This window comes from Cupriavidus pauculus (assembly GCF_002858765.1).
GTDB lineage: Bacteria > Pseudomonadota > Gammaproteobacteria > Burkholderiales > Burkholderiaceae > Cupriavidus > Cupriavidus pauculus_B.
In genome coordinates this window covers 174490-199759 of record NZ_PJRP01000010.1, presented here as the reverse complement: position 1 = coordinate 199759, position 25270 = coordinate 174490, and the positions used below count along the sequence as shown (strand labels likewise).

26 protein-coding genes are annotated in these 25270 nt (G+C 64.8%); 15 read left to right on the top strand and 11 right to left on the bottom strand.

All coding sequences use genetic code 11. The features are described from left to right. Positions 1-57 precede the first annotated feature (57 nt). From CYJ10_RS20945 to CYJ10_RS20935, 3 genes are read left to right on the top strand one after another with little or no spacing between them, the layout of a single operon-like run. The gene (locus CYJ10_RS20945; protein WP_101683373.1) at positions 58-945 is read left to right on the top strand and encodes a DMT family transporter; all 888 of its coding nucleotides are present in this window, start codon (positions 58-60) and stop codon (positions 943-945) included. A gap of 45 nt (positions 946-990) precedes the next feature. Continuing rightward, positions 991-1779, top strand: a complete 789-nt coding sequence (locus CYJ10_RS20940) for an SDR family oxidoreductase (RefSeq protein WP_101683372.1) — start codon at positions 991-993, stop codon at positions 1777-1779. Beyond that, positions 1779-2198, top strand: coding sequence for a methylglyoxal synthase (locus CYJ10_RS20935; RefSeq protein WP_101683371.1), 420 nt, complete (start codon positions 1779-1781; stop codon positions 2196-2198). Before CYJ10_RS20940 ends, CYJ10_RS20935 begins: the two co-directional genes overlap by 1 nt. 91 nt (positions 2199-2289) lie before the next feature. Here the strand turns inward: CYJ10_RS20935 and CYJ10_RS20930 are convergent, their stop codons facing one another. The 7 genes from CYJ10_RS20930 to CYJ10_RS33840 form a co-directional block, all read right to left on the bottom strand. Further along, positions 2290-2583, bottom strand: a complete 294-nt coding sequence (locus CYJ10_RS20930) for a YkvA family protein (protein ID WP_101683370.1) — start codon at positions 2581-2583, stop codon at positions 2290-2292. A 173-nt stretch (positions 2584-2756) separates the two neighbouring features. After that, a complete protein-coding gene (locus tag CYJ10_RS20925) occupies positions 2757-3896 on the bottom strand; it encodes a BMP family ABC transporter substrate-binding protein (protein WP_101683369.1) in 1140 nt (379 codons plus the stop codon). A gap of 91 nt (positions 3897-3987) precedes the next feature. Further along, positions 3988-4908, bottom strand: a complete 921-nt coding sequence (locus CYJ10_RS20920) for an ABC transporter permease (RefSeq protein ID WP_101683368.1) — start codon at positions 4906-4908, stop codon at positions 3988-3990. Positions 4909-4926: 18 nt separating this feature from the next. Further along, positions 4927-6021: an ABC transporter permease gene (locus CYJ10_RS20915; protein WP_101683367.1), complete on the bottom strand. Its 1095-nt coding sequence runs from the start codon at positions 6019-6021 to the stop codon at positions 4927-4929. Beyond that, entirely contained in the window at positions 6014-7582 is a 1569-nt protein-coding gene (locus CYJ10_RS20910; protein ID WP_101683366.1) for an ABC transporter ATP-binding protein, read from the bottom strand. Before CYJ10_RS20910 ends, CYJ10_RS20915 begins: the two co-directional genes overlap by 8 nt. A gap of 299 nt (positions 7583-7881) precedes the next feature. Further along, positions 7882-8790: a pirin family protein gene (locus tag CYJ10_RS20905; RefSeq protein ID WP_101683365.1), complete on the bottom strand. Its 909-nt coding sequence runs from the start codon at positions 8788-8790 to the stop codon at positions 7882-7884. 147 nt (positions 8791-8937) lie between these two features. Then, on the bottom strand, positions 8938-9165 hold the full coding sequence (locus tag CYJ10_RS33840) for a hypothetical protein (RefSeq protein ID WP_146002084.1): 228 nt from the start codon (positions 9163-9165) through the stop codon (positions 8938-8940). Positions 9166-9456: 291 nt separating this feature from the next. Between CYJ10_RS33840 and CYJ10_RS20900 the strand changes: the two genes are divergently transcribed. The 4 genes from CYJ10_RS20900 to CYJ10_RS20885 are packed head-to-tail and all read left to right on the top strand — an operon-like array spanning position 9457 to position 13001. Further along, positions 9457-10173, top strand: a complete 717-nt coding sequence (locus CYJ10_RS20900) for an ABC transporter permease (RefSeq protein WP_101683364.1) — start codon at positions 9457-9459, stop codon at positions 10171-10173. Between the two features lie 8 nt (positions 10174-10181). Next, entirely contained in the window at positions 10182-11123 is a 942-nt protein-coding gene (locus CYJ10_RS20895; RefSeq protein WP_101683363.1) for a glycine betaine ABC transporter substrate-binding protein, read from the top strand. Positions 11124-11133: 10 nt separating this feature from the next. Continuing rightward, a complete protein-coding gene (locus CYJ10_RS20890) occupies positions 11134-11784 on the top strand; it encodes an ABC transporter permease (protein WP_101683362.1) in 651 nt (216 codons plus the stop codon). Next, positions 11781-13001 (top strand): osmoprotectant ABC transporter ATP-binding protein OsmV, encoded by a 1221-nt coding sequence (locus tag CYJ10_RS20885; protein ID WP_257993435.1) that lies wholly within the window; start codon positions 11781-11783, stop codon positions 12999-13001. Before CYJ10_RS20890 ends, CYJ10_RS20885 begins: the two co-directional genes overlap by 4 nt. A 199-nt stretch (positions 13002-13200) precedes the next feature. Here the strand turns inward: CYJ10_RS20885 and CYJ10_RS20880 are convergent, their stop codons facing one another. Both CYJ10_RS20880 and CYJ10_RS20875 read right to left on the bottom strand, forming a co-directional pair. Further along, positions 13201-14778 carry an aldehyde dehydrogenase (NADP(+)) gene (locus CYJ10_RS20880; RefSeq protein WP_101683422.1) on the bottom strand — a complete coding sequence of 526 codons (1578 nt, stop codon included), beginning with the start codon at positions 14776-14778 and terminating at the stop codon, positions 13201-13203. Between the two features lie 214 nt (positions 14779-14992). Next, positions 14993-15742, bottom strand: coding sequence for a FadR/GntR family transcriptional regulator (locus CYJ10_RS20875; protein WP_101683361.1), 750 nt, complete (start codon positions 15740-15742; stop codon positions 14993-14995). A 278-nt stretch (positions 15743-16020) separates the two neighbouring features. On the opposite strand from CYJ10_RS20875, the gene gudD reads away from it, so the two are divergent. The 8 genes from gudD to CYJ10_RS20835 all read left to right on the top strand — a co-directional run bounded on the left by gudD (position 16021) and on the right by CYJ10_RS20835 (position 24187). Beyond that, entirely contained in the window at positions 16021-17379 is a 1359-nt protein-coding gene (gudD, locus tag CYJ10_RS20870) for a glucarate dehydratase (RefSeq protein WP_101683360.1), read from the top strand. Between the two features lie 67 nt (positions 17380-17446). Next, positions 17447-18475: a Bug family tripartite tricarboxylate transporter substrate binding protein gene (locus CYJ10_RS20865; protein ID WP_101683359.1), complete on the top strand. Its 1029-nt coding sequence runs from the start codon at positions 17447-17449 to the stop codon at positions 18473-18475. A 393-nt stretch (positions 18476-18868) separates the two neighbouring features. Next, positions 18869-19501 carry a CsgG/HfaB family protein gene (locus CYJ10_RS20860; protein WP_101683421.1) on the top strand — a complete coding sequence of 211 codons (633 nt, stop codon included), beginning with the start codon at positions 18869-18871 and terminating at the stop codon, positions 19499-19501. Positions 19502-19529: 28 nt separating this feature from the next. Beyond that, positions 19530-19973, top strand: a complete 444-nt coding sequence (locus tag CYJ10_RS20855; RefSeq protein WP_101683358.1) for a DUF4810 domain-containing protein — start codon at positions 19530-19532, stop codon at positions 19971-19973. Further along, the gene (locus CYJ10_RS20850) at positions 19970-20626 is read left to right on the top strand and encodes a DUF799 domain-containing protein (protein WP_374703287.1); all 657 of its coding nucleotides are present in this window, start codon (positions 19970-19972) and stop codon (positions 20624-20626) included. Before CYJ10_RS20855 ends, CYJ10_RS20850 begins: the two co-directional genes overlap by 4 nt. 310 nt (positions 20627-20936) lie before the next feature. Beyond that, a complete protein-coding gene (locus CYJ10_RS20845) occupies positions 20937-22193 on the top strand; it encodes a tyrosine-type recombinase/integrase (protein ID WP_101683356.1) in 1257 nt (418 codons plus the stop codon). Between the two features lie 261 nt (positions 22194-22454). Next, a complete protein-coding gene (locus CYJ10_RS20840) occupies positions 22455-22661 on the top strand; it encodes a helix-turn-helix transcriptional regulator (RefSeq protein WP_101683355.1) in 207 nt (68 codons plus the stop codon). Between the two features lie 155 nt (positions 22662-22816). Further along, the gene (locus CYJ10_RS20835) at positions 22817-24187 is read left to right on the top strand and encodes an AAA family ATPase (protein WP_101683354.1); all 1371 of its coding nucleotides are present in this window, start codon (positions 22817-22819) and stop codon (positions 24185-24187) included. A 203-nt stretch (positions 24188-24390) separates the two neighbouring features. Here CYJ10_RS20835 and CYJ10_RS33835 read toward each other — a convergent pair whose 3' ends face one another. Then, positions 24391-24711, bottom strand: coding sequence for a hypothetical protein (locus CYJ10_RS33835; protein WP_146002083.1), 321 nt, complete (start codon positions 24709-24711; stop codon positions 24391-24393). After that, positions 24708-25148 carry a hypothetical protein gene (locus CYJ10_RS20830; RefSeq protein WP_101683420.1) on the bottom strand — a complete coding sequence of 147 codons (441 nt, stop codon included), beginning with the start codon at positions 25146-25148 and terminating at the stop codon, positions 24708-24710. Before CYJ10_RS20830 ends, CYJ10_RS33835 begins: the two co-directional genes overlap by 4 nt. Between the last annotated feature and the right edge of the window lie 122 nt (positions 25149-25270).

Below are 25270 nucleotides of genomic sequence, written 5' to 3'. Positions count from 1 at the left end.
CCAGATTCCCGCATCCCCGTGCCTGCTTCCCAGAAGTCCCTTTCCCCGTCCGCCGAAGTGCCTGTCGTACAGCGCGTCGGACTCGCCACCGCGGCCGTCGGCGCCGTGCTGTTTTCCGCCAAGGCCATCGTGGCCAAGCTCATGTACCGCTACAACGTCGATGCCGTGATGGTCATCACGCTGCGCATGCTGTTTGCGGTGCCGCTGTTCATGGCGATCGGCTGGTGGCAGGCGCGCAAGCTGACGCCACTGTCATGGGCGGATCGCGGCCGGGTGGTATTCCTCGGTTTCATTGGCTATTACCTGTCGAGCTTCCTGGATTTCCTGGGCCTGCAGTACATCACGGCCGGGCTGGAGCGGCTGATCCTGTTCCTGACGCCGTCGTTCGTGCTGCTGGTCACGGCGCTGGTGTTTCGCCGGCACATCCATGTGCGGCAGTGGATTTCGCTGCTGCTGGCCTACGCCGGCATCGTGCTGGTGTTCGCGCACGATCTCGATGTGAGCGGGGGCCAGGTCTGGATGGGCGGCGCGCTGGTGCTGGCCAGCGCGATGTCGTATGGTGTGTATCTGATTCTGAGCGGCGAGCTGGTCAAGCGCGTGGGGTCGCTGCGGCTGGTGGCGTATGCGATGTGCGTCTCCACGCTGTGCTGCGTGATCCAGTACGTGGTGCTGGGCCGACCGCTGGCCGAACTGGCGCAGCCGGCGCCGGTGCTGTGGCTGTCGGTCATCAACGCGGTATTTTGTACGGTGCTGCCGGTGTCGCTGACGATGATCGCCGTGGCGCGCATCGGGGCGCCGATGGCATCGCAGGCGGGCATGATCGGCCCGGTCTCGACGCTGGCGCTGGCGTTCTGGCTGCTGGGCGAGCCGGTCACGGGCGTGCAACTGGCGGGTAGCGCACTGGTGCTGGGCGGCATGTACCTGTTGTCGAGCCGGAAGGCCTGAAACACGTAATTCAAAGAGAACCAACCAAGGAAGGAGAGAGAAGCCATGGATTTTGGACTGCGCGGTAAGCATGCGCTGGTGTGCGGCGCCAGCAAGGGGCTTGGGCTGGCGTGTGCCGAAGCGCTCGCGGCGGAAGGCGTCGATGTGGTGATCGTGGCCCGTGGCGCAGAGGCGCTGGAGAAGGCCGCCGCCGACCTGCGCGCCCGCCATGGCCGCCGCGTGATCGCGGTGGCGACCGACATCACCACGCCGGAAGGCCGCAAGCTGGCCCTGGACGCCGTGGCCAAGCTGGGCGACCTGGACATCCTGGTGAACAACGCCGGCGGCCCGCCGCCGGGCAACTTCCGCGACTGGGGCCGCGACGAGTGGATCGCCGCGCTGGACGCCAACATGCTGACGCCGATCGAGCTGATCAAGTCGACCATCGACGGCATGATCGCGCGCCGCTGGGGCCGCATCATCAACATCACCAGCGGTGCCGTGAAGGCGCCGATCGACGTGCTGGGCCTGTCGAATGGTGCCCGTTCGGGCCTGACCGGTTTCGTGGCCGGCCTGGCGCGCGAAGTGGCGCAGCATGGCGTGACCGTGAACAACCTGCTGCCGGGGCCGTTCGACACGGACCGTCTCAAGAAGACGATGGAAGGCGGCGCGCAGAAGGCCGGTATCAGCATCGAGGAAATGGCCAAGCGTCGCGCTGCCGCCAACCCGAGCCGCCGCTTTGGCGAGCCGGCCGAGTTCGGCGCCACCTGCGCGTTCCTGTGCAGCAAGCAGGCCGCCTTCATGACGGGCCAGAACGTGCTGCTGGACGGCGGCGCGTACCCGGGGACGTTCTGATGGGTACGTCGGAAACCGTGCAGGAGCCTCGGCCGCGCATCGCGCTGATCGCGCACGATCACAAGAAGGACGACATCGTGGCCTTTGCCGGCCGCCATCGCGACTTCCTGGTCCGGTGCGACCTGCTCGCCACGGGCACGACCGGCGGCCGGATTGCGGACGAGGTCGGGCTGGAGGTGACCCGCATGTTGTCCGGCCCGTGGGGTGGCGACTTGCAGATCGGCGCGCAACTGGCCGAGGGCAAGGTCACGGCGGTGATCTTCCTGCGCGACCCGATGACCCCGCAGCCGCACGAACCGGACATCAACGCGCTGGTGCGCGCGTGCGACGTCCATAACGTGCCGTGCGCCACCAACCTGGCTACGGCCGAGTTGCTGGTCGTGGAACTGGCGCGGCACTGCTTCGTGCCGAAGGTCTGAACCACGGGCATCCCATTACGGTGGAAGGCATGAAAAAACCGCTGCTTCGGCAGCGGTTTTTCTTTGGGCGATCCTGGCGAGGATGTCGGCTTCAGCGCGGCCTGACCGTGGTGGCCGTGGCGCGCATTTCCGCCTGGCGAAGGATGTGCGGCGGCAGGCGCTTCAGGATCAGGTGAACGGCCAGCGGGATGATGACCACGTCGTCCACGATGCCAAGGCCGGCAATCACGTCGGGGATCAGGTCGATCGGGGAGATCGCATAGAACAGCAGGCCGAACGCGGCCGGCTTGAGCCAGGGCGGCGCGTCGGGGTGGCGCAGGGCAAACCAGAACAGCCGGCCGTCGCGCCGTACCAGCGTCCACAGGGCTGACAGTCGCTTCCACATGATGGGCCTCCTTGGTCACACGTTCAGCAGGGCGTAAACCAGTAGCTTGGGCCGGTGCGCGCCGATTCAAGTTCCCGCGTTCCAGGTGGCGGGCCGGTGTGCCGCGCGGGCCGGCAAAAAAAACGCCAGCCCGGAGGCTGGCGTTCCTGCTGCACAAGGTCGGATGCCGTCAATCAGCCCGGCACATTGCCTTCCACGCCATCGACGTAGAACTTGACGTTGTGCAGGAAGGCGTCGTCGGCCACGGCGCCGCCGGCCACCTGTTCCTTGCCGGCGTTGTCCTTGATCGGACCCTTCCAGATCGGCGCGCTGCCGTCGACGATGCCCTTCTTGCGCTCTTCCACCAGCGCCTTGACGTCTTCCGGCACCACGGCGTTGAAGCCCTTCAGGTCGATCATGCCTTCCTTGAGGCCCCACCAGATGGTGCTGTTCTTCCACTGGTTGTTGAGTACGTCTTCCACCACCTTGTTGTAGTAGACGCCCCATGAGATCACCGATGCCGCCAGGTGGGCCTTCTCGCCGAACTTGCTCATGTCGCTGTCCCAGCCGAACGCGTAGACGCCTTTTTCCTGCGCCGTCTGCACCACGGCGGCGGAGTCGGTGTTCTGCATCAGCATGTCCACGCCCTGGCCGATCAGTGTCGTGGCGGCTTCACGTTCCTTGCCCGGATCGAACCATTTGTTGACCCACACCACCTTGACCGTGGCCTTCGGGTTCACCGAGCGCGCGCCCAGCGTGAACGAGTCGATATTGCGGATCACCTCGGGAATCGGCACCGATGCCACCACGCCCATCTTGCCGGTCTTGCTCATCTTGCCAGCGACCACGCCCGCCAGGTACGCGCCTTCATATGTGCGCACGTCGTACTGGGCCAGGTTGTCGGCGGTCTTGAAACCCGTGGCGTGCTCGAACTTCACGTCCGGGAATTCCTTGGCCACCTTCAGCATCGACTCCATGTAGCCGAACGTGGTGCCGAAGATCAGTTTGTTGCCCTGGCTGGCCAAGTCGCGGAACACGCGCTCGGCATCGGCGGCGGATTCGGGCACGTTCTCCACGTACGTGGTCTTGACCTTGTCGCCGAACTTGGCTTCCACGGCCTTGCGGCCCGCGTCGTGCGCGTACGTCCAGCCGGCGTCGCCCACCGGCCCGATGTAGACGAAGGCCACCTTCAGCGGTTCGCTGGCGGCGGCAGCCGGGGCCGATGCCGGTGCGGTCTCGGCGGGCTTTTCGGCTTCCTTCTTGCCGCAGCCGGCCAGGGCCAGCACGGCGGTGGCGGCCAGGGCCGCCAGCGTGGTCCTGCGTGTCACGATCATTCGATCTCTCCTAGTAAGACGTCTTCTGTGATGTGGTTGTACTTCGGATATTGCTTTTTTTTAAGACTTCGGTGATGCGGTACAGGGGTGTTCAGGCGTTGCCCGGGCGGAACGGCTTGCCCAGCGACGCGGGCATGTTCAGGCGGATCCAGGCCGGGTTGCGCGAAATCAGGGCCAGCACGACGATCGTGGCGGCGTACGGCAGCATCGACAGGAACTGCGACGGCACCGACACGCCAATCCCCTGCAGATAGAACTGCAGGATGGTCACGCCGCCGAACAGCCACGCGCCTACCAGCACGCGGCCGGGCCGCCAGGTGGCGAAGGTGGTCAGCGCCAGCGCGATCCAGCCACGGCCGGCCACCAGGTTTTCCACCCACATCGGCGTGTACACCAACGACAGGTAGGCCCCGGCCAGCCCGCAGCAGGCGCCGCCGAACAGCAGCGCGCCAAAGCGGATCCAGCGTACCGGATAGCCCAGCGCATGCGCCGATTCTGGCGATTCGCCGACGGCGCGCAGCGTCAGGCCGGCGCGCGTCCGGAACAGGAACCACATGATGGCAAAGCACAGCAGCAGGCTGAAATAGACCATCCAGTGATGCTGGAAGAAGGCCGGGCCGATGAACGGGATGTCGGCCAGCCCCGGTACGGCGCTGGCCTTGGCCGGCATCGCATGGCCGACGAAGCGCTGCGCCATGAACGCGGACATGCCCGTGCCGAAGATCGACAGCGCCAGGCCCGTGGCCACCTGGTTGGTGGCCAGCACCAGCGCCAGCCACGAAAACAGCGTGGCCATCAGCATGCCGGCGCCGGCGCCGGCGATAAAGCCGAGCAGTGGCGATTGCGTCTGGTAGCCGACCATGAAGCCGAAGGCGGCGGCCACCAGCATCATGCCTTCGGCGCCCAGGTTCAGCACGCCGGCGCGCTCGTTGACGAGCAGGCCCAGCGCGGCCAGCAGCAGCGGGGTGCCGGCGTTGATCGCGGTGGCGATCAGGGGAGCAAGTTGTTCCATATTGTTGTCAGCTCCGGATCAGGCGGCACGTGCGCGCCAGCGCAGGTGGTTGTCGATCAGCGTGTCGCAGGCCAGCAGGAAGAACAGCAGCATGCCTTGGAACACCCAGCCCAGCGCCGACGGCAGGCCCAGGCGCGATTGCGCCATCTCTCCGCCGATATAGAACAGCGACATCACGATGCCGCCGAACACGGCACCCACCGGATGCAGCCGGCCCACGAACGCCACGATGATCGCGGTAAAGCCATAGCCGGGCGAGATCGACGGCAGCAGCTGGCCGATCGGGCCCGTTACCTCGAACGCGCCAGCCAGGCCGGCGAAGGCGCCCGAGATCATCAGCGCCGTCCAGAGCGCGCTGCGCGACGAGAACCCGGCATAGCGCGCGGCCAGCGGCGCGGTGCCGCCCACTTGCAGGCGGTAGCCGGCAAAGCTGCGGAACACGAAGACGGTCATGACGGCCACTAGCACCAGCATCACTGCAAAGCCCACGTGCAGGCGCGATCCGGGCAGCAGGTTGGGCAGCAGGAACATCGACGAGAACACCTTCGACTGCGGGAAGTTCATGCCGTTGGGGTCCTTCAGCGGGCCATTGACCACCCACAGCAGCAACTGCTGGGCGATGTAGGTCAGCATCAGCGACACCAGGATCTCGTTGGCGTTGAAGCGGTCCTTGAGCAGCGCCGTGAGCGATGCCCACAGCATGCCGCCGATGCAACCGGCGATCGACGCCATGACCAGCACGGCCGGGCCGCTCCACGTGCTGCCCGGGGTATCGAACCAGAGCACCGTGGCACCGGCCAGGATGCCGCCGGCAATCAGCTGGCCATCGGCACCGATATTCCAGACGTTGGCGCGATAGCAGACCGAAAGCCCGAGCGCGCACAGCACCAGGGGCACGGTCTTGAGCAGCACCTCGCCAATCGCGCGCTTGTCCTTGAGCGGATCGATGAGGAACACCTTGAGACCCGCCACGGGGTCCTTGCCCAGGGCCAGGAACAGCAGCGCGCCGAACAGCAGCGTCAGCACCAGCGCGAACACGGGCGAGGCATAGGCCATCGGGCGCGACGGCACGCCGCGCGGGGCCAGCACAACGGGAGATAGCACTTTAGCCATGGCTCGGCACCTCCGCGGCGGCGTTGTCGTGCCGGCTGGCCGGCCCGCCTTCCCAGAGGCCGCTCATCCACAGCCCCACCTGCTCGCGCGTGGCGGCTTCCACCGGAATCGACGGGGACAGATGGCCCTTGGCGATCACGTGCAGGCGGTCGCAGATGGCGAACAGCTCGTCGAGTTCTTCGGATACCACCAGCACGGCGCAGCCGGCGGCCTTGAGCGCGAGGATCTCGTTGTGGATCTGCGCGGCGGCGCCGACATCGACGCCCCACGTGGGTTGCGCCACGATCAGCACCTTGGGGCCGGCCTCGATCTCGCGGCCGACGATGAATTTCTGCAGGTTGCCGCCCGACAGGCTGCGCGCCAGCGCCGCAGGCCCGCTCGCCTTGACGCGGAAACGATTGATGATGCCGGCGGCCAGGCCCTCGGCCGCCTTCGGCGACACCATGCCGGCCTGCACATAGGGCGGCGTCTGGTGCGACAGCCAGACGTTCGATGCCAGGCTCATGCCCGGCACCGCGCCCCGGCCAAGGCGTTCCTCGGGCACGAAGGCCAGGCCCGCGCGGCGGCGGCCGCGCGCATCGAGCCGGCCCACGGGTTTGCCGTCCAGGTCGACGGCTGTGCCGGCCGTGCGGGCATCCTCGCCGGACAGCGCCGCCAGCAGTTCCTGCTGGCCATTGCCCGATACGCCGGCGATGCCGACGATTTCACCGGCATGCACGTCCAGCGCAATGTGTTGCAGTGCTGTTGCAAACTGGTGCGCGGGCGGCATCGACAGGTTGCGCACCGACAGCTTTACCGCGCCGCGTTCGGTGGCCACGCGCGCTTCACGCGGCGGTTCGCCGCCGATCATCAGGCGCGACAGCTCGGCCGCGCTCTGCTGGCGCGGGTCGCAATTGCCAGTCACCCGGCCCATGCGCATCACGGTGGCGTGGTGGCAGAGGGCTCGGATTTCGTCCAGTTTGTGACTGATATAGAGGATGCTGGTGCCTTCGGCCGCCAGTTGGCGCAGCGTGACAAACAGCGTTTCCACGGCCTGCGGCGTCAGCACCGAGGTGGGTTCGTCCAGGATCAGCAGCTGCGGGTTGGCCAGCAGCGCGCGCACGATCTCCACGCGCTGGCGTTCGCCCACGGACAGCGTATGCACGTGGCGGTCCGGCTCCAGCGGCAGGCCGTAGCGCTCGGCCGTGGCGCGGATGCGTTCCGATAGCTGCTTCATGTTGCCGGCATCGGCGGGCGACAGGCCCAGCGCGATGTTTTCGGCCACGGTCAGCGTGTCGAACAGCGAGAAATGCTGGAACACCATGGCGATGCCCAGGTTGCGGGCATCGTGGGGGCTGGCGATCGATACGGGCGCCCCGTTGAAGTGCATCTCGCCGGCGTCGGGACGTACCGCGCCGAAAATGATCTTCATCAGGGTGGACTTGCCGGCGCCGTTTTCGCCAAGAACGGCGTGGATCTCGCCCGGGGCGACGGTCAGGCTGACGTCGTCATTGGCGGTCACGCCGGGATAGCGCTTGGTGATATGCGCAAGCGCCAGCCTGGGGGGGAGTTGTGATGTCACTGAGGCGGCTCGAATTGTTGTGGCAGCAACGTTCTGTTCAGGCACGTGACGACGGTTGTGCGTGGCGCAGCATCGCCGCGCGGCAGGTCGTCATCATCATGATTGCGTGATGCCCGGAATTTGGTGTGGATTATATAAGTGCGTGGGGGTCGGGCGGACCACTTTGGCCCTCTAGCCGTGCCCCACAACGGATACCGGGAGGTTGCAAGTCGCGTGCCGGCCACACCCGCAAAGAAAAACCGCCGCGCTGCCGGCTAGGGCAGGGCGGCGGTCAGGGTTGACCCCGATCAGGGCGTGTGTCAGGCGGCGCTGGCAGGGATCGTCGCAAACCGGCCGTCGCGGAAATCGGCCAAGGTCTGGTAGATCTGGTCCTGCGTGTTCATCACGAACGGCCCGTACTGCGCGATGGGCTCGTTCAGTGGCTGGCCCGCGATCAGCAGGAAGCGGGTGTCCTCGTCCGCGGTCACCACCACGCCGTCGGACCCGCCGGCGTTGTCCAGCACGCCCATGCGCTGCGCTTCGACCACGGCATCGCCAATCGTCACGGCGCCCCGATAGACGTAGACAAACGCGTTATGCCCGGCAGGCAGGGCCTGCGCGAACGACTGCCCAGCCGGCAGATGCACATCCAGGTACAGCGGGTCGGTGACCGGCCGCGTCACGGCACCGGCCACGCCATGCGAGGCACCGGCCAGTACGCGTACCGTGCCGCCCGACGGCAGTTCCACGGTCGGAATGGCCGCCGCCGGCATGTCGCGATACCAGGGCGTGGTCATCTTGTCTGCCGCCGGCAGGTTCAGCCAGAGCTGGAAGCCTTCCATCCGGCCGTCTTCCTGCTCAGGCAATTCCGAGTGCACAACGCCGGAACCGGCCACCATCCACTGCGCGCCGCCGTTTTCCAGCAGGCCTTCGTGGCCGGCGCTGTCGCGGTGGCGCATGCGACCGGCCAGCATGTAGGTGATGGTCTCGAAGCCGCGGTGCGGGTGATCGGGGAAGCCGCCGATGTAGTCGTCCTTGTTGTCGGTGCCGAAGGCGTCGAGCATCAGGAACGGGTCGAGCCGGCGTTGCAGGTTCTGCGTCAACACGCGGGTCAGCTTGACGCCGGCGCCGTCGGACGTGGCAATGCCGCGAACCACGCGATCCACGGTGCGCGAGTGCTGCACGGTTTCCGTGGCGGTGGCCGGAACGGTGGCGATGCGGGTGGTCATGTGAAATCTCCTGTTGGGACGGCCTGGAAGCGATGGCGTCTGGCCGTCGTGTCTACCCCCTCAATTTAAGGGTTTGGTGATAAAGCGGTAGAGGGTCGGCGGGCAACAGATTGTTTCATCGATAGAACGACGATGCGCTTATCGGTTTCACGGATGCAACGAACCGATGCTCGGAAATTTCCCGCCAAATCCCGTTATTTCGCGGATGGAAACGGTGAAGCTGACAGGATCGCAGAAGTTGTGTAGAATAGCGGTCTCTTTGTCATCCGTTGCCAATAATTGCGGTGGGTCGGTGTGCATCCCGAACCCCCGCGATCCGTTGTCTGGCAACGGCCGATTGACCGGCGGCGCCATACCGAAAGCGCGTTTTGACACGACATCAGTCGCCGCCACTGGCCAACCCCTGAGGGTTGCGCCGCTCCTGCGGGTTTGGGCTTCATGCCTGGACCCCATCAATCGGGTGTTTCGCTGGCCTCCAGGCCGGTGCCACACCCAAAAGTCCGTCCGCTGGCAATCGTGCCGGTCATGGCGGCAAGGCAATCTGAACCAGGGCTCCGGCGGGCACCCCCATCGACATTTCCGCTGGCCCTTTTGTTTTCCGCATCCGGGATGTGGTGATTCGTGCATTTCGCATGGTTCGTCGCGCCGGAGTTGGAGAGGGGAAATATGTCAAAACGAACCATCCGGGCGTTGGCCTGGGGGGGCGTCGTTGCCGTTGCGCTGGCCGGATTGGTCGCGTGGATCGGTGTTGACGTCATCCATCAGTACCAGGACCGCCTGTTCTACGACGTGGCCGACCATCTGCGCCTTGTGGCGATCTCGATGGCACTGGCCCTGCTGACCGGCGTGCCGGCCGGCATCGCGCTCAGCCGCCCATGCATGCGCCGCTGGGCCGACCGGCTCATGCAGGTGTTCAACATCGGCAATACCGTGCCGTCGCTGGCGGTGCTGGCTTTGGCGCTGGCCGTCCTGGGCATCGGCGAACGCCCCGCGATCCTGGCGCTGTGGCTGGCGTCGCTGCTGCCGATCGTGCGCAACACCTACGAAGGGCTGCGCACCGTGTCGCCCGCGCTCAAGGAAGCCGCGCGCGGTATCGGCATGACGCCGTGCCAGCGCCTGGTGCGCGTGGAACTGCCCAACGCGCTGCCCGTGATCCTGGCTGGCGTGCGCATCAGCCTGGTGATCAACGTGGGCACCGTGCCGCTGTCGTTCCTGATCGGCGCGAACAGCCTGGGCGAACTGATCTTCCCGGGCATCTACCTGAACAACCAGCCGCTGCTGTTGCTGGGCGCCGCCGCTACCGCGCTGCTGGCCCTGGTGCTGGACGCGCTGTTCGCCGCCGCCGGCCACGTCTATCTGCGTCGTCGCGGACTGGCGCAGTGAGGAATCGTATGAAATTCAAATCCGTGAATCGACTGGTGGAGGGCCGCGTGTTCTGGCTGGCCACCGCCATCGGCATCGCGCTGGCCGTGCTGCTGCTGACCACGGCCCCGGCGCGCGCGCAGGAAGGCGCGGGCCCGGTGCGGGTGGGTGGCAAGAACTTCACCGAGCAGCTGATCCTGTCGTCGATGACGACGCAGTACCTGAAGGCCAAGGGCATCGACACGACGCTCACGTCGGGCCTGGGCAGCACGTTGATGCGCCAGGCGATGGAGTCGGGCCAGCTCGACGTGGTGTGGGACTACACCGGCACCGCGCTGATCGTGTTCAACAAGGTCGAGGAAAAGCTCGACGGTCCGGCAAGCTACCAGCGCGTGAAAACGCTGGACGCCGCCAAGGGCCTGGTCTGGCTCGATGCCTCGCAGGTCAACAATACCTACGCGTTCGCCATGCCGAAGGAGCGCGCCGGCGATATCCGCACGCTGTCGGCCTACGCCGGCAAGATGCGCGCCGAAGGCGAGGACACGAAGCATCCGCTGGCCGTGGACATGGAATTCGCCGCGCGTCCGGACGGCCTGGAACCGCTGAAGGGCGCGTACAAGCTGCCGTTCACGCGCAAGGACGTGATCCAGCTTGATCCGGGCCTGGTCTACACCGCGCTCAAGAACAACCAGGTGGACCTGGGGCTGGTCTACACGACCGATGGCCGGGTGAAGGGCTTCGACCTCGTGCTGCTGGAGGACGACCTGCATTTCTTCCCGCCGTACAACGCGGCGCCCGTGGTCCGCAAGGCGGTGCTGGACGCGCATCCGGAACTGGCCGGCCTGCTCAACGCGCTGGCGGCCAAGCTCGACAACGCGTCGATGACCGACATGAACTACAAGGTCGACATCGACCAGCAGCCCGTGGACAAGGTGGCAGGCGAATTCCTGCGCAGCCACGGCCTGATCTGAGGAGCGTCGCATGGATCTTCTGACTTACCTTCACCATAGCTGGCCCACGCTGCTGCGGCTCACCGGCGAACACCTCGCGCTGGTGGGGTCGGCGGTGGGCATGGCCATCGTTATCGGCGTGCCGCTGGGCATCCTGATCACGCGCCACCGTTTCCTGGCCACGCCGCTGCTGGCGATGGCCACCGTGGTGCTGACCCTGCCGTCGATCGCGCTGTTCGGGCTGATGATCCCGATCTTCGCGCGCTTCGGCCACGCGCTGGGCTACGTGCCGGCCGTGACGGCGGTGTTCCTGTACTCGCTGCTGCCGATCATGCGCAATACATACACCGCGCTGGCCAATGTCGACGACGGCATTCAGGAAGCGGGGCGCGGCATCGGCATGACCACCTGGCAACGCATGCGCCTGGTGGACCTGCCGCTGGCCGTGCCCGTGATCCTGGGTGGCGTGCGCACGGCGGTGGTAATGAACATCGGCGTGGCCACCATTGCCGCCATCATCGGCGCCGGTGGCCTTGGCGTGCTGATCCTGCAGGCGATCAGCCAGAGCAACATGAGCAAGCTTGCCGTGGGTGCCGTTCTCGTGAGCCTGCTCGCCATCGCGGCCGACGTTGCGCTGCAGGCGTTGCAGCGTGCCCTGACACCGAAAGGAATCCGACAATGATTGAACTCGACAAACTCACCAAGGCCTTTCCGCAGAAAGACGGCACCGAAGTGCGTGCCGTGAACGAGGTCAGCATGACCGTGCCACGCGGCGAGATCTGCGTGTTCCTGGGGCCGTCCGGGTGCGGCAAGACCACCACGCTCAAGATGATCAACCGGCTGATCCAGCCGACGTCGGGTACCGTGCGCATCGAGGGCGAGGACACTACCGGCATCGACGGCGTGACGCTGCGCCGCAAGATCGGCTACGTGATCCAGCAGATTGGCCTGTTCCCGAACATGACCATCGAAGAGAACATCATGGTCGTGCCGCGCCTGCTGGGCTGGAACAAGAAGCAGTGCCGCGAACGGGCGCGCGAGCTGATCCGCATGGTGCAGCTGGACCCGGACAAGATGCTCAAGCGTTATCCGCGCGAGCTGTCGGGCGGGCAGCAGCAGCGTATCGGCGTGATCCGCGCGCTGGCGGCCGACGCGCCCGTGCTGCTGATGGACGAGCCGTTCGGTGCGGTGGACCCGATCAACCGCGAGAGCATCCAGAACGAGTTCTTCCAGATGCAGCGCCAGCTTGGCAAGACCGTGATCATGGTGTCGCACGACATCGACGAGGCCATCAAGCTTGGTGACAAGGTGGCCGTGTTCCGCGCCGGCCGGCTGGTGCAGTTCGACCATCCCGATGCGCTGCTGGCGCACCCGGCCGATGACTTCGTGCAGGCCTTCGTGGGCCACGACAACACGCTCAAGCGCCTGCTGCTGGTGCGCGCCGGCGATGCGGCCACGTTGCCGCCGAGCTGCCGCCCCGACATGACGCTGGCCGACGCCTTCGGTGTGATGGACGACGCCGACGTGCGCCACCTGCCGGTGGTGGACGACGCGCAGCGCGCGCTGGGCTACGTGACGCGCCGCGACGTGCGCAACGCGCTGGCCAAGGGCGGCAACTGCGCCGATGTGATGCGCCAGTTCACCACCACCGCCGCGTTCGACGAGCACCTGCGCATCGTGCTGTCGCGCATGTACCAGCACAACACGAGCTGGCTGCCGGTGATCGACGCAGACGGCATCTACCTGGGCGAGGTCACGCAGGAATCGATCGCCGATTACCTGAGTTCGGGCCGTTCGCGCGGCACGGCACCGGTGATCCAGCCGCCCGCCAGTTCGCCGGTGGCGACCATCGGGCCCGCTCCGACGGCCGCACCCCAGAAGGATCGCGTCGCGGCCTGAACGGCCGGCTCTCTCGCCCGTCCCTTTCCCGATTGCGGGAGAGGCGGGGCGAACACCGGGGGCGCCTCGCAACCTCGCGGCTTGCTCGGGCTCACGCTGTGCGGGAGAGGGGTTGAGCGAGAGAGTAGGCGCCAGCTGCGCGAGACCATAAAAAAACGGCCACATCGTGGCCGTTTTTCATTGGGCAGGAACCGGGAGATCAGGCGTGGCCGAGCTCGCCGTCCTTCAGGCGCCACACGTTCAGCGGGTTGCCGTCCTTCAGCGCCTCCGGCAGCAGCGCGGCCGGGAAGTTCTGATAGCAGACCGGGCGCAGGAAGCGGTCCAGCGCCGTGGTGCCCACCGACGTGGTGCGCGTGTCCGACGTGGCCGGGAACGGACCGCCGTGAACCATCGCGAAGCACACTTCGACGCCGGTCGGGAAGCCGTTGAACAGGATACGGCCCACCTTGCGCTCCAGCGCCGGCAGCAGCTTGGCGGCCACGGCCTGGTCGCCGGCATCGGCTTGCACCGTGGCGGTCAGTTGGCCTTCGAGGATGCGGGTGACGTCCACCAGCGCGTCGGCGTCCTTGCAGACCACCAGCACCGTCGACGGGCCGAACACTTCGGCGTGCATGCGGTGGTCGGCCACGAACTTGTCTGCCGACGTCTCGAAGAATACCGGGCGAGCCTGGTTCGGGCCGGTGGCGTCGACGCCGCAGGCAGCGCGGGTCAGGCCGGAGATTTCCGACAGCTGTGCCACGCCACGCTCGAATGCGGCGTGGATGCCCGGCGTCAGCATGGTGGCGGCCGGCTTGCCGGTCAGCGCGCCATGCGCAGTGGCGCGGAATTTCTCCAGGGCCGGGCCTTCGATGGCCAGCAGCAGGCCCGGGTTGGTGCAGAACTGGCCCACGCCCATCACCAGCGAATCGACCAGGTCACGGGCGATCTGCTCGCCGCGGGCAGCCAGTGCCTCGGGCAGCAGGTACACCGGGTTGATGCTGCTCATTTCGGCGTAGACAGGGATCGGCACCGGGCGGCTGTTGGCCACGTTCATCAGCGCCAGGCCACCGGCGCGCGAGCCCGTGAAGCCCACGGCCTGGATGACCGGATGGGCCACCAGCGACGTGCCGATGGCGTTGCCCACGCCTTGCACCAGCGAGAACACGCCTTCGGGCAGGCCGGCATCGGCCACGGCCTTCTGAATCACGCGACCCACCAGCTCGGACGTGCCGGGGTGTGCCGGGTGCGCCTTGGCGACGACCGGGCAGCCAGCGGCCAGCGCGGAGGCGGTGTCGCCACCGGCCACCGAGAAGGCCAGCGGGAAGTTGCTGGCGCCAAATACGGCCACCGGGCCGACGGCGATGCGCTGCATGCGCAGGTCGGGGCGCGGCGGGGTGCGCTCGGGCAGGGCGCTGTCGAGCGTGGCGTCTTGCCAGCGGCCATCGCGCAGCACGCGTGCGAACAGACGCAGCTGGCCGGCGGTGCGGCCGCGCTCGCCTTGCAGGCGGGCGATCGGCAGGGCGGTTTCCAGGTGCGCGCGCTGGATCAGCTCGTCGCCCAGGGCCTCCAGGCCGGCGGCGATCGATTCCAGGAACGTGGCGCGTTGCTCGGGGGAAGTGGCGCGATAGGTGTCGAACGCGGCTTCGGCCAGCGCGCAGGCACGGTCCACATCGGCTGCGGTGCTGCCCTGGTACGCGGGTTCCAGGCTCTCGCCCGTGGCCGGATTGATGCCGTAAAAGGTGGTTTCGGTGCCGCGAACGGCGGAGGCGCCGATCAGCATTTCGCCAGTCATCGTCATGATCTTGGGTCCTGCGGGAAATTTGGGAAAGGACGGCCAGAACACCGTCACGCAAGGCAAAGGCAGCCAAGGGTGGCTGTCATGAAATTGCTGCAGCAGTGCGTCTCGCCCCGGAATTGTCGCTAAGCAACTCGTCGTAAGACATCATATGACATCGCGGGGCGGCTCGCAACCGCATCGCCCGCCCGGGAAACGGTCAGGCGATGCATGGGGCTCAGGCCGGCGATCCGGCCGCCGCCGACGCCTTGCGCAGGCGTTCGCGGCTGTTGGTCAGGTGCATGCGCATGGCCGCCTTGGCGGCTTCGGGATCACGTCGCTCGATCGCATCGAAAATGCTCTCGTGCTCGAAATTCACGCGCTCCAGATATTGCTCGCGCTCGGGCTGGCTCACCTGGAGCCGGCTGCGCGGAATCACCATGGTGCCGAGGTGGCCCATGATGTCGGTGAAATAGCGGTTGCCGGTGGCGCGGGCGATCGACAGGTGGAACTCGAAGTCCGAGCCCACGGCGTCGCTGCCTTCGGCGGCGTTGCGCTTCATGTCGTCGAGCGCACGGCGGATGGCACGCAGCTGGTCGTCGCTGCGGCGCGTGGCGGCCAGGCTGGCAGCCTCGGCTTCCAGGCTGACGCGGAATTCGAGCATCGCCAGCACGTCCATGGCCGTGACCATCGCGGACGGATCGATACGGAACGGCGAGTGGGTCTCGATGGGGCGATTCAGCACGAAGGTACCGATGCCGTGGCGCGTTTCCACCAGGCCGCTGGCCTGCAGGCGCGATAGCGCTTCACGCACCACGGTGCGGCTCACGCCAAGCGTGGCCATGATCTCGGATTCGGTCGGCAGCTTGTCGCCCGGCTTGAGCTGGCCTTGCTGGATGCTCTCGGTCAGGTTGCCGACCACTTCTTCAGCAAGCGTGCGGCCACGGCGGCGCAGGGGAGCGGGCGAAGTCATCGAAGCGTTGGACATGGGCGGGCAGGTGTTGGAACCATTGTGGGGATGACCCTGACGGCGGCAATGTTGACCGCGCAGGTACGCGCTCATTATACTGCGTCATAAGTCATACGACGACCGATAACGCACAGGAACTTGCAGCCGTGGAATCGTTGTGGCAGCACGACAGCGTCATCGTACAGGTCGACTAATATATTAGAGTATGAGCAGCAGACAGCAGGGCGCATTTCCGCACACATGGACGGCGAGCGCGACCCCGGCGGCCTAAACATCAGGATTCGGAGACCATCCACATGAACGCAACTTCCCAGGCCATGGGCCAATCGCACGCGACGCCCGTCGTGACCGAGCTGACCGTGGTGCCCGTGGCGGGCCACGACAGCATGCTGATGAACCTGTCGGGCGCACATGGCCCTTACTTCACCCGCAACATCGTCATCCTGAAGGACAGCGCCGGCAACGTGGGCGTGGGCGAGGTGCCCGGCGGCGAGAGCATCCGCCAGACGCTGGAAGACGCCCGTCCGCTGGTGGTGGGCCAGGGCATCGGCCAGTACCTGGCCATCCTGAACAAAGTGCGCGAACAGTTTGCCAATCGCGATGCCGGCGGCCGTGGCCTGCAGACGTTCGACCTGCGCATCACCATCCACGCCGTCACCGCGCTCGAAGCCGCGTTGCTGGACTTGCTGGGCAAGCACCTGCAGGTGCCCGTGGCGGCGCTGCTGGGTGAAGGTCAGCAACGCGATGCCGTGGAAATGCTGGGCTACCTGTTCTACGTAGGCGATCGCAAGAAGACCACGCTCGATTACCGTACCGAGCCGGGCGCCGACAACGCATGGTTCCGCGTCCGCAATGAAGTGGCGATGGACGCACAAGGGGTGGTGCGCCTGGCCGAAGCCGCCTACGAGCGCTACGGCTTCAACGACTTCAAGCTCAAGGGCGGCGTGCTGAGCGGCGACGAGGAGATGGAGGCCATCATCGCGCTGCACGAGCGCTTTCCGAAGGCGCGCGTCACGCTGGACCCGAACGGCGGCTGGCTGCTGAAGGACGCCATCCGCCTGTGCCGCGACAAGCACGGCATCCTGGCCTACGCCGAGGACCCCTGCGGTGCTGAAGACGGCTATTCGGGCCGCGAGATCATGGCCGAATTCCGAGCTGCCACCGGCCTGCCGACCGCCACCAACATGGTGGCCACCGACTGGCGCCAGATGGGCCACGCGGTGCGCTTGCAGTCGGTGGATATTCCGCTGGCCGATCCGCACTTCTGGACCATGCAGGGGTCGGTGCGCGTGGCGCAGATGTGCTCGGAATGGGGCCTGACGTGGGGTTCGCACTCGAACAACCACTTTGATATCTCGCTGGCGATGTTCACGCACGTGGCCGCCGCCGCGCCGGGGCGCGTCACCGCGATCGATACGCACTGGATCTGGCAGGACGGCGAGCACCTGACGCGCAACCCGCTGAAGATCGAAGGCGGCCTGGTACAGGTGCCCAAGACGCCGGGTCTGGGCGTGGAACTGGACATGGACGCGCTGGCGCGTGCCCACCGCCTCTATCAGGAAAAGGGCCTGGGCGCGCGCGACGACGCCATCGCCATGCAGTTCCTGATCCCCAACTGGAAGTTCAACAACAAGATGCCTTGCATGGTGCGCTGACCGGCGCCCCGCCGCCTCGCCATTCAAGGAAGCAGGACAGCTTTCGTTCAAAGCAGGAGACAACAACATGAATCACACCTTCACGGCCGCCCCGCGCGCGGCTTTTGCTTCCACGTGGCTGCGCCGCCTTGCCGGCGTGGCCGTTGCGCTGGCGACCGGTATCACGGTCAGCGGCGCCGCCATGGCATCGGGCACGGCCTGGCCGCAACGGGCGGTCTCGGTCGTGGTGCCGTTCCCGGCCGGCGGGTCCACCGATACCATCGCGCGCCTGCTGGCCCAGCCGCTCAACGAGAAGCTCGGCCAGCCGTTCGTGGTGGATAACCGCCCGGGCGCCACCGGCGCCATCGGTGCCACCTTCGTCAAGCGTGCGCCGGCCGATGGGTACACGATGCTGGTGGCCTCGATTGGCGTTTTTGCGGTGAATCCGTTCCTGCAGAAGAACCTGCAGTACGACCCGGCCAAGGATTTCGACCTGCTGACGGTGGCGGTGCGCGCGCCGAACGTGCTGGTGGCCAATCCGAACTTTCCGGCCAAGTCGCTGCAGGAACTGGTGGCCTACATGAAGAAGAACCCTGGCAAGGTGTCGTTTGCCAGCTCGGGTGCCGGTTCGTCCGATCACCTGACCGCCGCGCTGTTCTGGCAGAAGAGCGGTACCGAAGGCCTGCACGTGCCCTACAAGGGCGGCGCCCCGGCCATTTCCGACCTGCTGGCGGGTCAGGTGGACGTATCGTTCCAGAACATCAACGCGGTGCTGCAGCACATCCGCACGGGCAAGCTGAAGGCGTTGGCCGTGACGTCCGACAAGCGGTCGTCGGTGCTGCCGAACGTGCAGACCATGGTCGAGGGCGGCGTCAAGGACGTGGACGTGTATTCATGGCAGGGCGTGGCCGCGCCCAAGGGGCTGCCGGCTGACGTCAAGACCCGCCTGCATGGCGCCATCGTCGGCGCGCTCAAGGACCCAGGCATGCAGAAGAAGCTCAGCGAGCAGGGCTTTGAAGTAGTCGCCAATACGCCAGAACAGTTTGCCGAGTTCGAGAACCAGGAACTCAAGCGCTGGAAGACCGTGATCGAGCAAGGCAAGATCACTGCCGAATAACGGCGCCGGCCGCCCTCGTGCGGCTTGGCAATACCGATTTCCTCCACGGAAGTCGTTGGACATTGGCCCCGCCTGCATGGCGGGGTTTTTCTTTTGGCGCCCGATTGCTGGCTGCGGGCTCGCCCGAATCCCGACTGAAGTGGGGGAGTGCCGGCGCCGGCCTAAACAATCGCGGGACATTTCCGATAACGATTTGGGCACTAATAGGCCAATGGCACGCCGAGAATCTGACAAATTTGATCTGCGTCAGTAAAATTTCGCCCTTTTGCTATTGATGAATTTGGGCCGCTGGTCCATTTTGCCGAGTCGGCAAATCGCCGACCTTTGACGCTACCTGGAGAAATTGAAGTGAGGAATCTGAAGAGCTGCTGCCTGGCCGGCATCGTGGCCGCCATGGGCCTGGCCGGCTGCGCGACCGAAACGTCGACCGTGCTGCAGGTGCAGAAGGTGGAAAGCGCAAGCCGCCCGTTCAACGGCGTGCGCACCCCCATCGCCGTGGGCAAGTTCGACAATCGCTCCAACTACATGCGCGGCGTGTTCTCAGACGGCATCGACCGCCTGAGCGGCCAGGCCAAGACCAGCCTGGTGACCCATCTGCAGCAGACCAACCGCTTCAACGTGCTGGAGCGTGAAAACCTCGACGAGATCAAGCGCGAGGCCATGATCAAGAACCGGGCCCAGAAGCTCAAGGGCGCCGATTTCGTGGTGACCGGCGATATCACCGAGTTCGGCCGCAAGGAAGTGGGCGACGTGCAGCTGTTCGGCATCCTGGGCCGTGGCCGCGAGCAGGTGGCGTATGCCAAGGTGAACCTGAACATCGTCAACATCACCACCTCGGAACTTGTCTATTCCACGCAAGGCGCGGGGGAATACAAGTTGTCGAACCGCGAGGTGATCGGTTTTGGCGGAACGGCTAGCTACGATTCGACGCTCAACGGCAAGGTGATGGACCTGGCCATGCGCGAGGCTGTGAACAACCTGGTGAGCGCGATCGAAAGCGGTGCCTGGAAGCCCGTTCAGCAGTAAGTCTTTACCAATAGAAGCGAGAAAAACCATGAAGCAATGGGTCACGCTACGCAATGTGGCGTTTTTGTCGGCGGCCGGCTTGCTGGCCGGTTGTGCGGGTCCGCAACCGATGTACCAGTGGGAGGGCTATCAGGCCCAGGTCTACGAGTACTTCAAGGGCGAGTCGAAGGAAGCGCAGATCACCGCGCTCGAAGGCGGCCTGCAGAAGATCAAGGCCAAGGGTGGCGTGGTGCCGCCGGGCTATCACGCCCAGCTTGGCATGCTCTACCTGGACGTGGGCAAGGGCGATCAGATGGTCAAGGAATTCCAGACCGAAAAGACGCTGTTCCCGGAATCGACGCCGTACATGGACTTCCTGCTGCGCAACGTGAAGACCGACGCGCGCAAGGAAGTGGGCGCCGCCGCCCCGCAGGCCAAGCCGGAAACCACGGCCGCGGCCAAGTCTGACGTCACTGCAGGGAGCACCAAATAATGCGTCGCATTCTGACCTATATCGCCACCCTCGGCGCCGCCATGCTGTTCGCCGGCTGCGCCACCCAGAAGCAGATCGACTATTCCGCGTACAAGCAGGCGCGCCCGCGGTCGATCGTCGTGCTGCCGCCGCTCAATGAGTCGCCCGATGTCAAGGCGACGTACGGCATGTTGTCGCAAGCCACGGTGCCGCTGGCCGAAGCTGGCTACTACGTGCTGCCCGTGGCCCTGGTCGACGAGACGTTCCGTCAGAACGGCCTGACCACCCCCGGCGACATCCACACGGTGCCGACGCCCAAGCTGCGCGAAATCTTCGGCGCAGACGCGGCGCTCTATGTGACGGTGAGCAGCTACGGTTCGCAATACCAGGTGCTGAGCAGCGTGACGAAGGTCACGGCCGGCGCGAAGCTGGTGGACCTGAAGACGGGCAATGAACTGTGGAGCGGCACGGCCACGGCAACGAACGAGAGTTCGGGCAACGCAGGTGGCGGCCTGATCGGCGCGCTGATCGGCGCTGCCATCGCCCAGGCCATGAACCATGCGTTCGACGCCACCTACAAGGTGGCCGAGACGGCCAGCCTGCGCCTGCTGTCGGCCGGGAAGCCCAACGGCCTACTGTACGGCCCGCGTTCGCCGAAGTATCAATCGGACTGAGTGGACTGATTTGGCCGCCTCCGGGCGGCCAAAAAAAATGCCGCAGCACTAACTCCAGATCGGAGCGGTGCTGCGGCATTTTTCATTTGTTCTGGCGGAAGCGGTGAGATTCGAACTCACGGATGGGTCACCCCATCGGCAGTTTTCAAGTAACTCGTAGGTTAGCTTTACGCTGCTTTCTCAGGACCGAGTAAGCCAGATATTCCCTTGTGAATCAATGGCATAATGCCGTTGCGCGTTTGGCGTAGGTTGTCGTAGCTTTACCTAGACCGCTTACCACATGCTTACGACGCGTCTAGGGAGAACAAGAATGGCAAGGCTTACGAAGTCCTTCGTTGACAAGCTGGTGCCTCCAGCAACCGGCTACGACTTGCACTGGTGTAGTGAAACCAAGGGGTTCGGCCTGCGCTGTACGGCTGCGGGGAAGGTCACCTACATCGTCCAGGGCCGGATACACGGGAAGTCCGCACGCATCACCATCGGCCCGCACGGCGTGTTCACAGTCGATCAGGCGCGGGAGGTTGCGCGGGAGCACCTCCGCAGCATGCGTCTGGGGACTGATCCGCGTGAGGTAGCAAAGGAGGAAGCAGTCGCAAAGGTGACGCTGCGCGATGTGGCCGATGCCTACCTCCGCGACCGTCCACTGAAGGAAAGCAGTAAGGGCGAGATTGAGCGGCATGTAACCACAACGTTCGATGCATGGCTGAAGAAGCCAATTGCATCGGTCACGCGGGAGGCGGTCACGAAGCGCTTCAACGAGGTCAAGACCAAGGGTTTGCGCGGTGACGGCCCTGCGCCGGCACAGGCCAATCAGGCCTTCTCGATCCTGCGTGCGCTGATCAACTACGCCATCCGCGAGTATCGTAAGCCTGACGGTTCCGCTGTGCTGACGGACAACCCTGTCGATGTGCTCTACAAGAAGTGGGCGCCACTCAAGCCCCGCACGCGGCGAATCCCTGACGGCAAGGTCGGGGCGGTGTGGTCACTGCTCTCCCAATCCCGTGACTCCGCTTACAACCGTGACACGCTGGCGAGTATCGACCTTGTCATGTTCCTGATGCTGACTGGCGCGCGCATTGGCGAGGCGTCGGCGCTCACGTGGGATCGCGTCAATCTCGAAGAAGGCTGGTGGCACATTCCCGACCCGAAGAACAGCAACCCCGTATGGCTGCCGCTGTCGAAGCAGGCGGTGGACTTGCTGACCACACGGCAGCGCGTTAATGGCAGTCCCTACGTGTTCACGTCTTGGGGTAAGAGCGGGCATCTCAAAGACCCGCGCGACACGATGAAGAAGGTTGCCGAGGTGGCGGGCACCCACTTGTCACCCCACGACCTGCGGCGCACCTTCACAACAATCGGCGTGGCGGTCTGCGGTATCGACTTGCACAAGATCGAACTGCTGACGAACCACGTTCCGCGCGGTGTCACTGCTCGTCACTACCTCGAAACGTCGCACCTGCAATATCTGCTGCCTGAGGTGCAGCGCATTGCGGACTGGATCGTCGAGCAGGGTAGGGTTGCTGATGCCGTGGCCACAGGGGCAAACGTGGTGGCGTTGCGCGCGTGATGGGAGGCTGTAGCGTGCAAGCATCAGGTGTTGCTAGAGCTGCAAAGATCAGTGTAAAGTTGCAGCAACTAACTTCGCTTCTTCGCTGAGTCTTGGTCTTGCCAAGGTAGGCGAATCGCCCTTCGGGGCGCGACCCCAGTGGTCAACGAAAGAGTCTGCAAGGGCAGACGGCGGAACCAGCACTGAGAAATACGGTGCTTGCTGTTCCTCCGTGCTGCCCATTTTCATTTGTGCGCACGGTGGGTCCATTGAGACCACACCATGAAGCTGCTCACCAATATGCAGACCGCCGAACTGCTCGGCCTTCGTAGTAACACCCTCGAAATCTGGCGCACCCAAGGAAAAGGGCCGGTCTACCGCAAGATCGGTCGAGCCGTGCGCTATGCCGAAGCTGACGTTCTCGCTTGGCTCGATGCACAAACACGCACCAGCACCAGCCAGCAGCCAGGACAGCTCGCGTCCGTCTAACGACCGCCAAACACACAAAGAGCTGGTCGTCACCTCACAGACCCAATGCAGCCACCGGAAGCGCGCTTCCCACAGGCATGCGTGCAAGCCCAGCGTAACTCAGTCGACAAAAAAGCGGCATGGTTCGCACACCTTGCCGCTCAGAAGGAATACCTATGACAGGGAACATTGTACCCACGGTGACCACACCTCCGGGCTATCAGGCTTCGCAGGAGCCAAGCGCACAGCAGTCGGCACAGGCCGCGATCGGCGCCAGCAACTACCCCAACACCGGCCACCCCGCACAAACGGCCCCAGCCGCCCAGCAGGCGCCCACTGCCAATCCCGCTCTGGGTCTGTTCTGGGACAGCCCCCCGCCATCCGCTGTTGAGAAAGTGGCAGCGGTGTTTACGGATGCATTCATCAAGAAGATTGCGCATGAGGCAGACCGAGTAACCGCGTTCACCTTGCCCCCTGCAATCAGCGAGGAGGAATGGTCTCACGCACGACTCACGCCAAACTGCGTTGTCGACAAGTTTCTCTATGAGGATGTCGGCATCTTCGTGGCGCCCGGTGGCACCGGCAAGACGACTCTCATGCTGTACGAAGCGATTCACATTGTGCTTGGGCTCGAACTCTTCGGTCACCCAGTCGAGAACGCGGGTCCGGTCGTCATTTTCACGGCGGAAGATAGCCGAGATATGCTAGTCGCACGGCTGCGCACAATTGCCTCCCAGATGCAGCTCAGCCAGACCGAGATTGAAGCAATTCGCCAGTCGGTCGTCATTGCCGACGTGTCGGGCCACGGCTTTAAACTGACCGCAGTGGAAAGGGATGTGGTGGTGCCCGGCAAGAACGTTGAAAGATTCATCCGGGCAGCTTCGGAGTTGCATCCCGCCGTTGTATTCATCGACCCAGCGGTGTCCTTCGGTGTTGGCGAGAGCAGGGTCAACGATGCTGAACAAGGGCTTATCGAGGCAGGCAGACGCATACGCAACGCTCTGAAATGCGCCGTAATGTTCATTCACCACACTGGCAAACAGAGTGCCCGCGATAAAGCGACCGATCAATATGCGGGTCGCGGTGGCAGCGCGTTCGCAGACGGCAGCCGCATGGTCCATGTGCTAAAGGCCATGGATGCGCAGGAGTGGCTTTCCATTACGGGCGACGCGCTGGCTGAAGGCGAAAGCGCGCTTACACTCGCGCGGCCCAAGATTAGTCACGCACCTCCACAGCCGCCCATTTACATTAAGCGCGTCGGGCACCTGTTCACGCGATTTGAACCTTCGGGCAAGAGCAGTTCGGCTATTGCGGCGGTAGCGGACAGAGTGTGGCAGATCATCAAGGATGAGGTCGATGCAGGTCGCAGGCCGACCGGTAGGTCATTGGAAGCCCTTGACCACGGCATTGCGCAGAAGAGCCTTCGCAATGCAATCGCGTGGTTGAAGGCCGAAGGTCGGGTGGAAGAGGTGCGCCCGATGACCACAGGGCAGCGAGGCGGTGCGCACGCGTATTTGCGCGCAATTGTCGCAGTTACACCGGCATGATTGGGATCGGTGCGTCGCTGCGTTTTTGGGGCGTTGTGCTGCGTTAAACGCCGCAAGAGTTAGGGCTGCATGCAACGCACGTTTTGGTGCGTTGCTGCGTTAGCCCTTATAGGGAAACGCACCAAGCTGCTCGGGCATAGGTCCACACACCATAGCGGCAGTCTCTTGGGAAAATGGGGGGGGGGTGGTGGGCCACGCTGTGGTCAGGTCGAAATGAACCACTGCGGGCCGGTTGTGCTGTCGATTCGGTGAAGTTCAATGACATGTTGGACAAACTGAGGGATCGACGGGAAGTCGCAGCCATTTGCTTGTACGGAGTCCGTGCCCGACAAGACTCCGAGTACGCCGCGCTGGTCGTGAACAATTGGCTTTGCTTGCAATGCTTCCGTGCGCGAGCTGTAAGCGATCTCCCAGGCGACGATTGCTGTCACCCGATGGGACACCTCGATTCTGCCGGTGGCATGGCTTACCCAAACGTCTACTGCGCGCTGGCCAGAGGTAGCGGGAACAATGTTGGTATTCATGCTGCCACTCCCTTCACCGGCGCGCTGAACTTGCGCCACGCATAGAACTCGCAGGAGACATTGTTCTCGTTCCAGCCTTGCGCGGGTGCGGCAGCCTTGACCTCCTTGACCGTCGCTGTGGGGTGGGCGTCCAGCCAGTCCCATACCTGCGCACAGAGGCCGCCTGCGCGTGGGCGCTTGACCCCGTTGCGCTCTTCGCGCTGCGCGGCGGCAGGTGCTGCTACGGGCCGCGATCGGGTAGCGGTCGCCGCTGGGGTACTGGTAGCACCCTGCGCGCCCTTGTGCGGCCCATTTACTGGTGCTTCTTTGGTCTTCCAGCCGAAGCGCACCTCGTCACCGTTCTTGTGAACCGTGATTTGCACCACTTCGGCGGGAACGCCTGCTGCAATTGCAGCACGCTTCGCGTTCTCGCGCTTTGTGTAGGTCTTGGTCGTCATGTCGTTGCTCCCTGTGGTCATTGAGGACGGGGTAACGCTATGACGCTTCTCCGAAGGCCGGCAACGACTTTCGTGGAGTGTTGGAAACGGTCGACGAAAGCTCGAACAACAAATATGTTGTT

What these genes read in the sequence shown, in the direction of transcription:
- CYJ10_RS20900 (WP_101683364.1), top strand. Translation starts at nt 9,457, where the DNA reads ATGTCAAAACGAACCATCCGGGCGTTGGCCTGGGGGGGCGTCGTTGCC.
- CYJ10_RS20865 (WP_101683359.1), top strand. Translation starts at nt 17,447, where the DNA reads ATGAATCACACCTTCACGGCCGCCCCGCGCGCGGCTTTTGCTTCCACG.
- CYJ10_RS20925 (WP_101683369.1), bottom strand. Translation starts at nt 3,896, where the DNA reads ATGATCGTGACACGCAGGACCACGCTGGCGGCCCTGGCCGCCACCGCC.
- CYJ10_RS20860 (WP_101683421.1), top strand. Translation starts at nt 18,869, where the DNA reads ATGGGCCTGGCCGGCTGCGCGACCGAAACGTCGACCGTGCTGCAGGTG.
- CYJ10_RS20835 (WP_101683354.1), top strand. Translation starts at nt 22,817, where the DNA reads ATGACAGGGAACATTGTACCCACGGTGACCACACCTCCGGGCTATCAG.
- CYJ10_RS20920 (WP_101683368.1), bottom strand. Translation starts at nt 4,908, where the DNA reads ATGGAACAACTTGCTCCCCTGATCGCCACCGCGATCAACGCCGGCACC.
- CYJ10_RS33835 (WP_146002083.1), bottom strand. Translation starts at nt 24,711, where the DNA reads ATGAATACCAACATTGTTCCCGCTACCTCTGGCCAGCGCGCAGTAGAC.
- CYJ10_RS20890 (WP_101683362.1), top strand. Translation starts at nt 11,134, where the DNA reads ATGGATCTTCTGACTTACCTTCACCATAGCTGGCCCACGCTGCTGCGG.
- CYJ10_RS20930 (WP_101683370.1), bottom strand. Translation starts at nt 2,583, where the DNA reads ATGTGGAAGCGACTGTCAGCCCTGTGGACGCTGGTACGGCGCGACGGC.
- CYJ10_RS20915 (WP_101683367.1), bottom strand. Translation starts at nt 6,021, where the DNA reads ATGGCTAAAGTGCTATCTCCCGTTGTGCTGGCCCCGCGCGGCGTGCCG.
- CYJ10_RS20905 (WP_101683365.1), bottom strand. Translation starts at nt 8,790, where the DNA reads ATGACCACCCGCATCGCCACCGTTCCGGCCACCGCCACGGAAACCGTG.
- CYJ10_RS20840 (WP_101683355.1), top strand. Translation starts at nt 22,455, where the DNA reads ATGAAGCTGCTCACCAATATGCAGACCGCCGAACTGCTCGGCCTTCGT.
- gudD (WP_101683360.1), top strand. Translation starts at nt 16,021, where the DNA reads ATGAACGCAACTTCCCAGGCCATGGGCCAATCGCACGCGACGCCCGTC.
- CYJ10_RS20855 (WP_101683358.1), top strand. Translation starts at nt 19,530, where the DNA reads ATGAAGCAATGGGTCACGCTACGCAATGTGGCGTTTTTGTCGGCGGCC.
- CYJ10_RS20940 (WP_101683372.1), top strand. Translation starts at nt 991, where the DNA reads ATGGATTTTGGACTGCGCGGTAAGCATGCGCTGGTGTGCGGCGCCAGC.
- CYJ10_RS20875 (WP_101683361.1), bottom strand. Translation starts at nt 15,742, where the DNA reads ATGTCCAACGCTTCGATGACTTCGCCCGCTCCCCTGCGCCGCCGTGGC.
- CYJ10_RS20885 (WP_257993435.1), top strand. Translation starts at nt 11,781, where the DNA reads ATGATTGAACTCGACAAACTCACCAAGGCCTTTCCGCAGAAAGACGGC.
- CYJ10_RS20935 (WP_101683371.1), top strand. Translation starts at nt 1,779, where the DNA reads ATGGGTACGTCGGAAACCGTGCAGGAGCCTCGGCCGCGCATCGCGCTG.
- CYJ10_RS20830 (WP_101683420.1), bottom strand. Translation starts at nt 25,148, where the DNA reads ATGACGACCAAGACCTACACAAAGCGCGAGAACGCGAAGCGTGCTGCA.
- CYJ10_RS20895 (WP_101683363.1), top strand. Translation starts at nt 10,182, where the DNA reads ATGAAATTCAAATCCGTGAATCGACTGGTGGAGGGCCGCGTGTTCTGG.
- CYJ10_RS20845 (WP_101683356.1), top strand. Translation starts at nt 20,937, where the DNA reads ATGGCAAGGCTTACGAAGTCCTTCGTTGACAAGCTGGTGCCTCCAGCA.
- CYJ10_RS20880 (WP_101683422.1), bottom strand. Translation starts at nt 14,778, where the DNA reads ATGACGATGACTGGCGAAATGCTGATCGGCGCCTCCGCCGTTCGCGGC.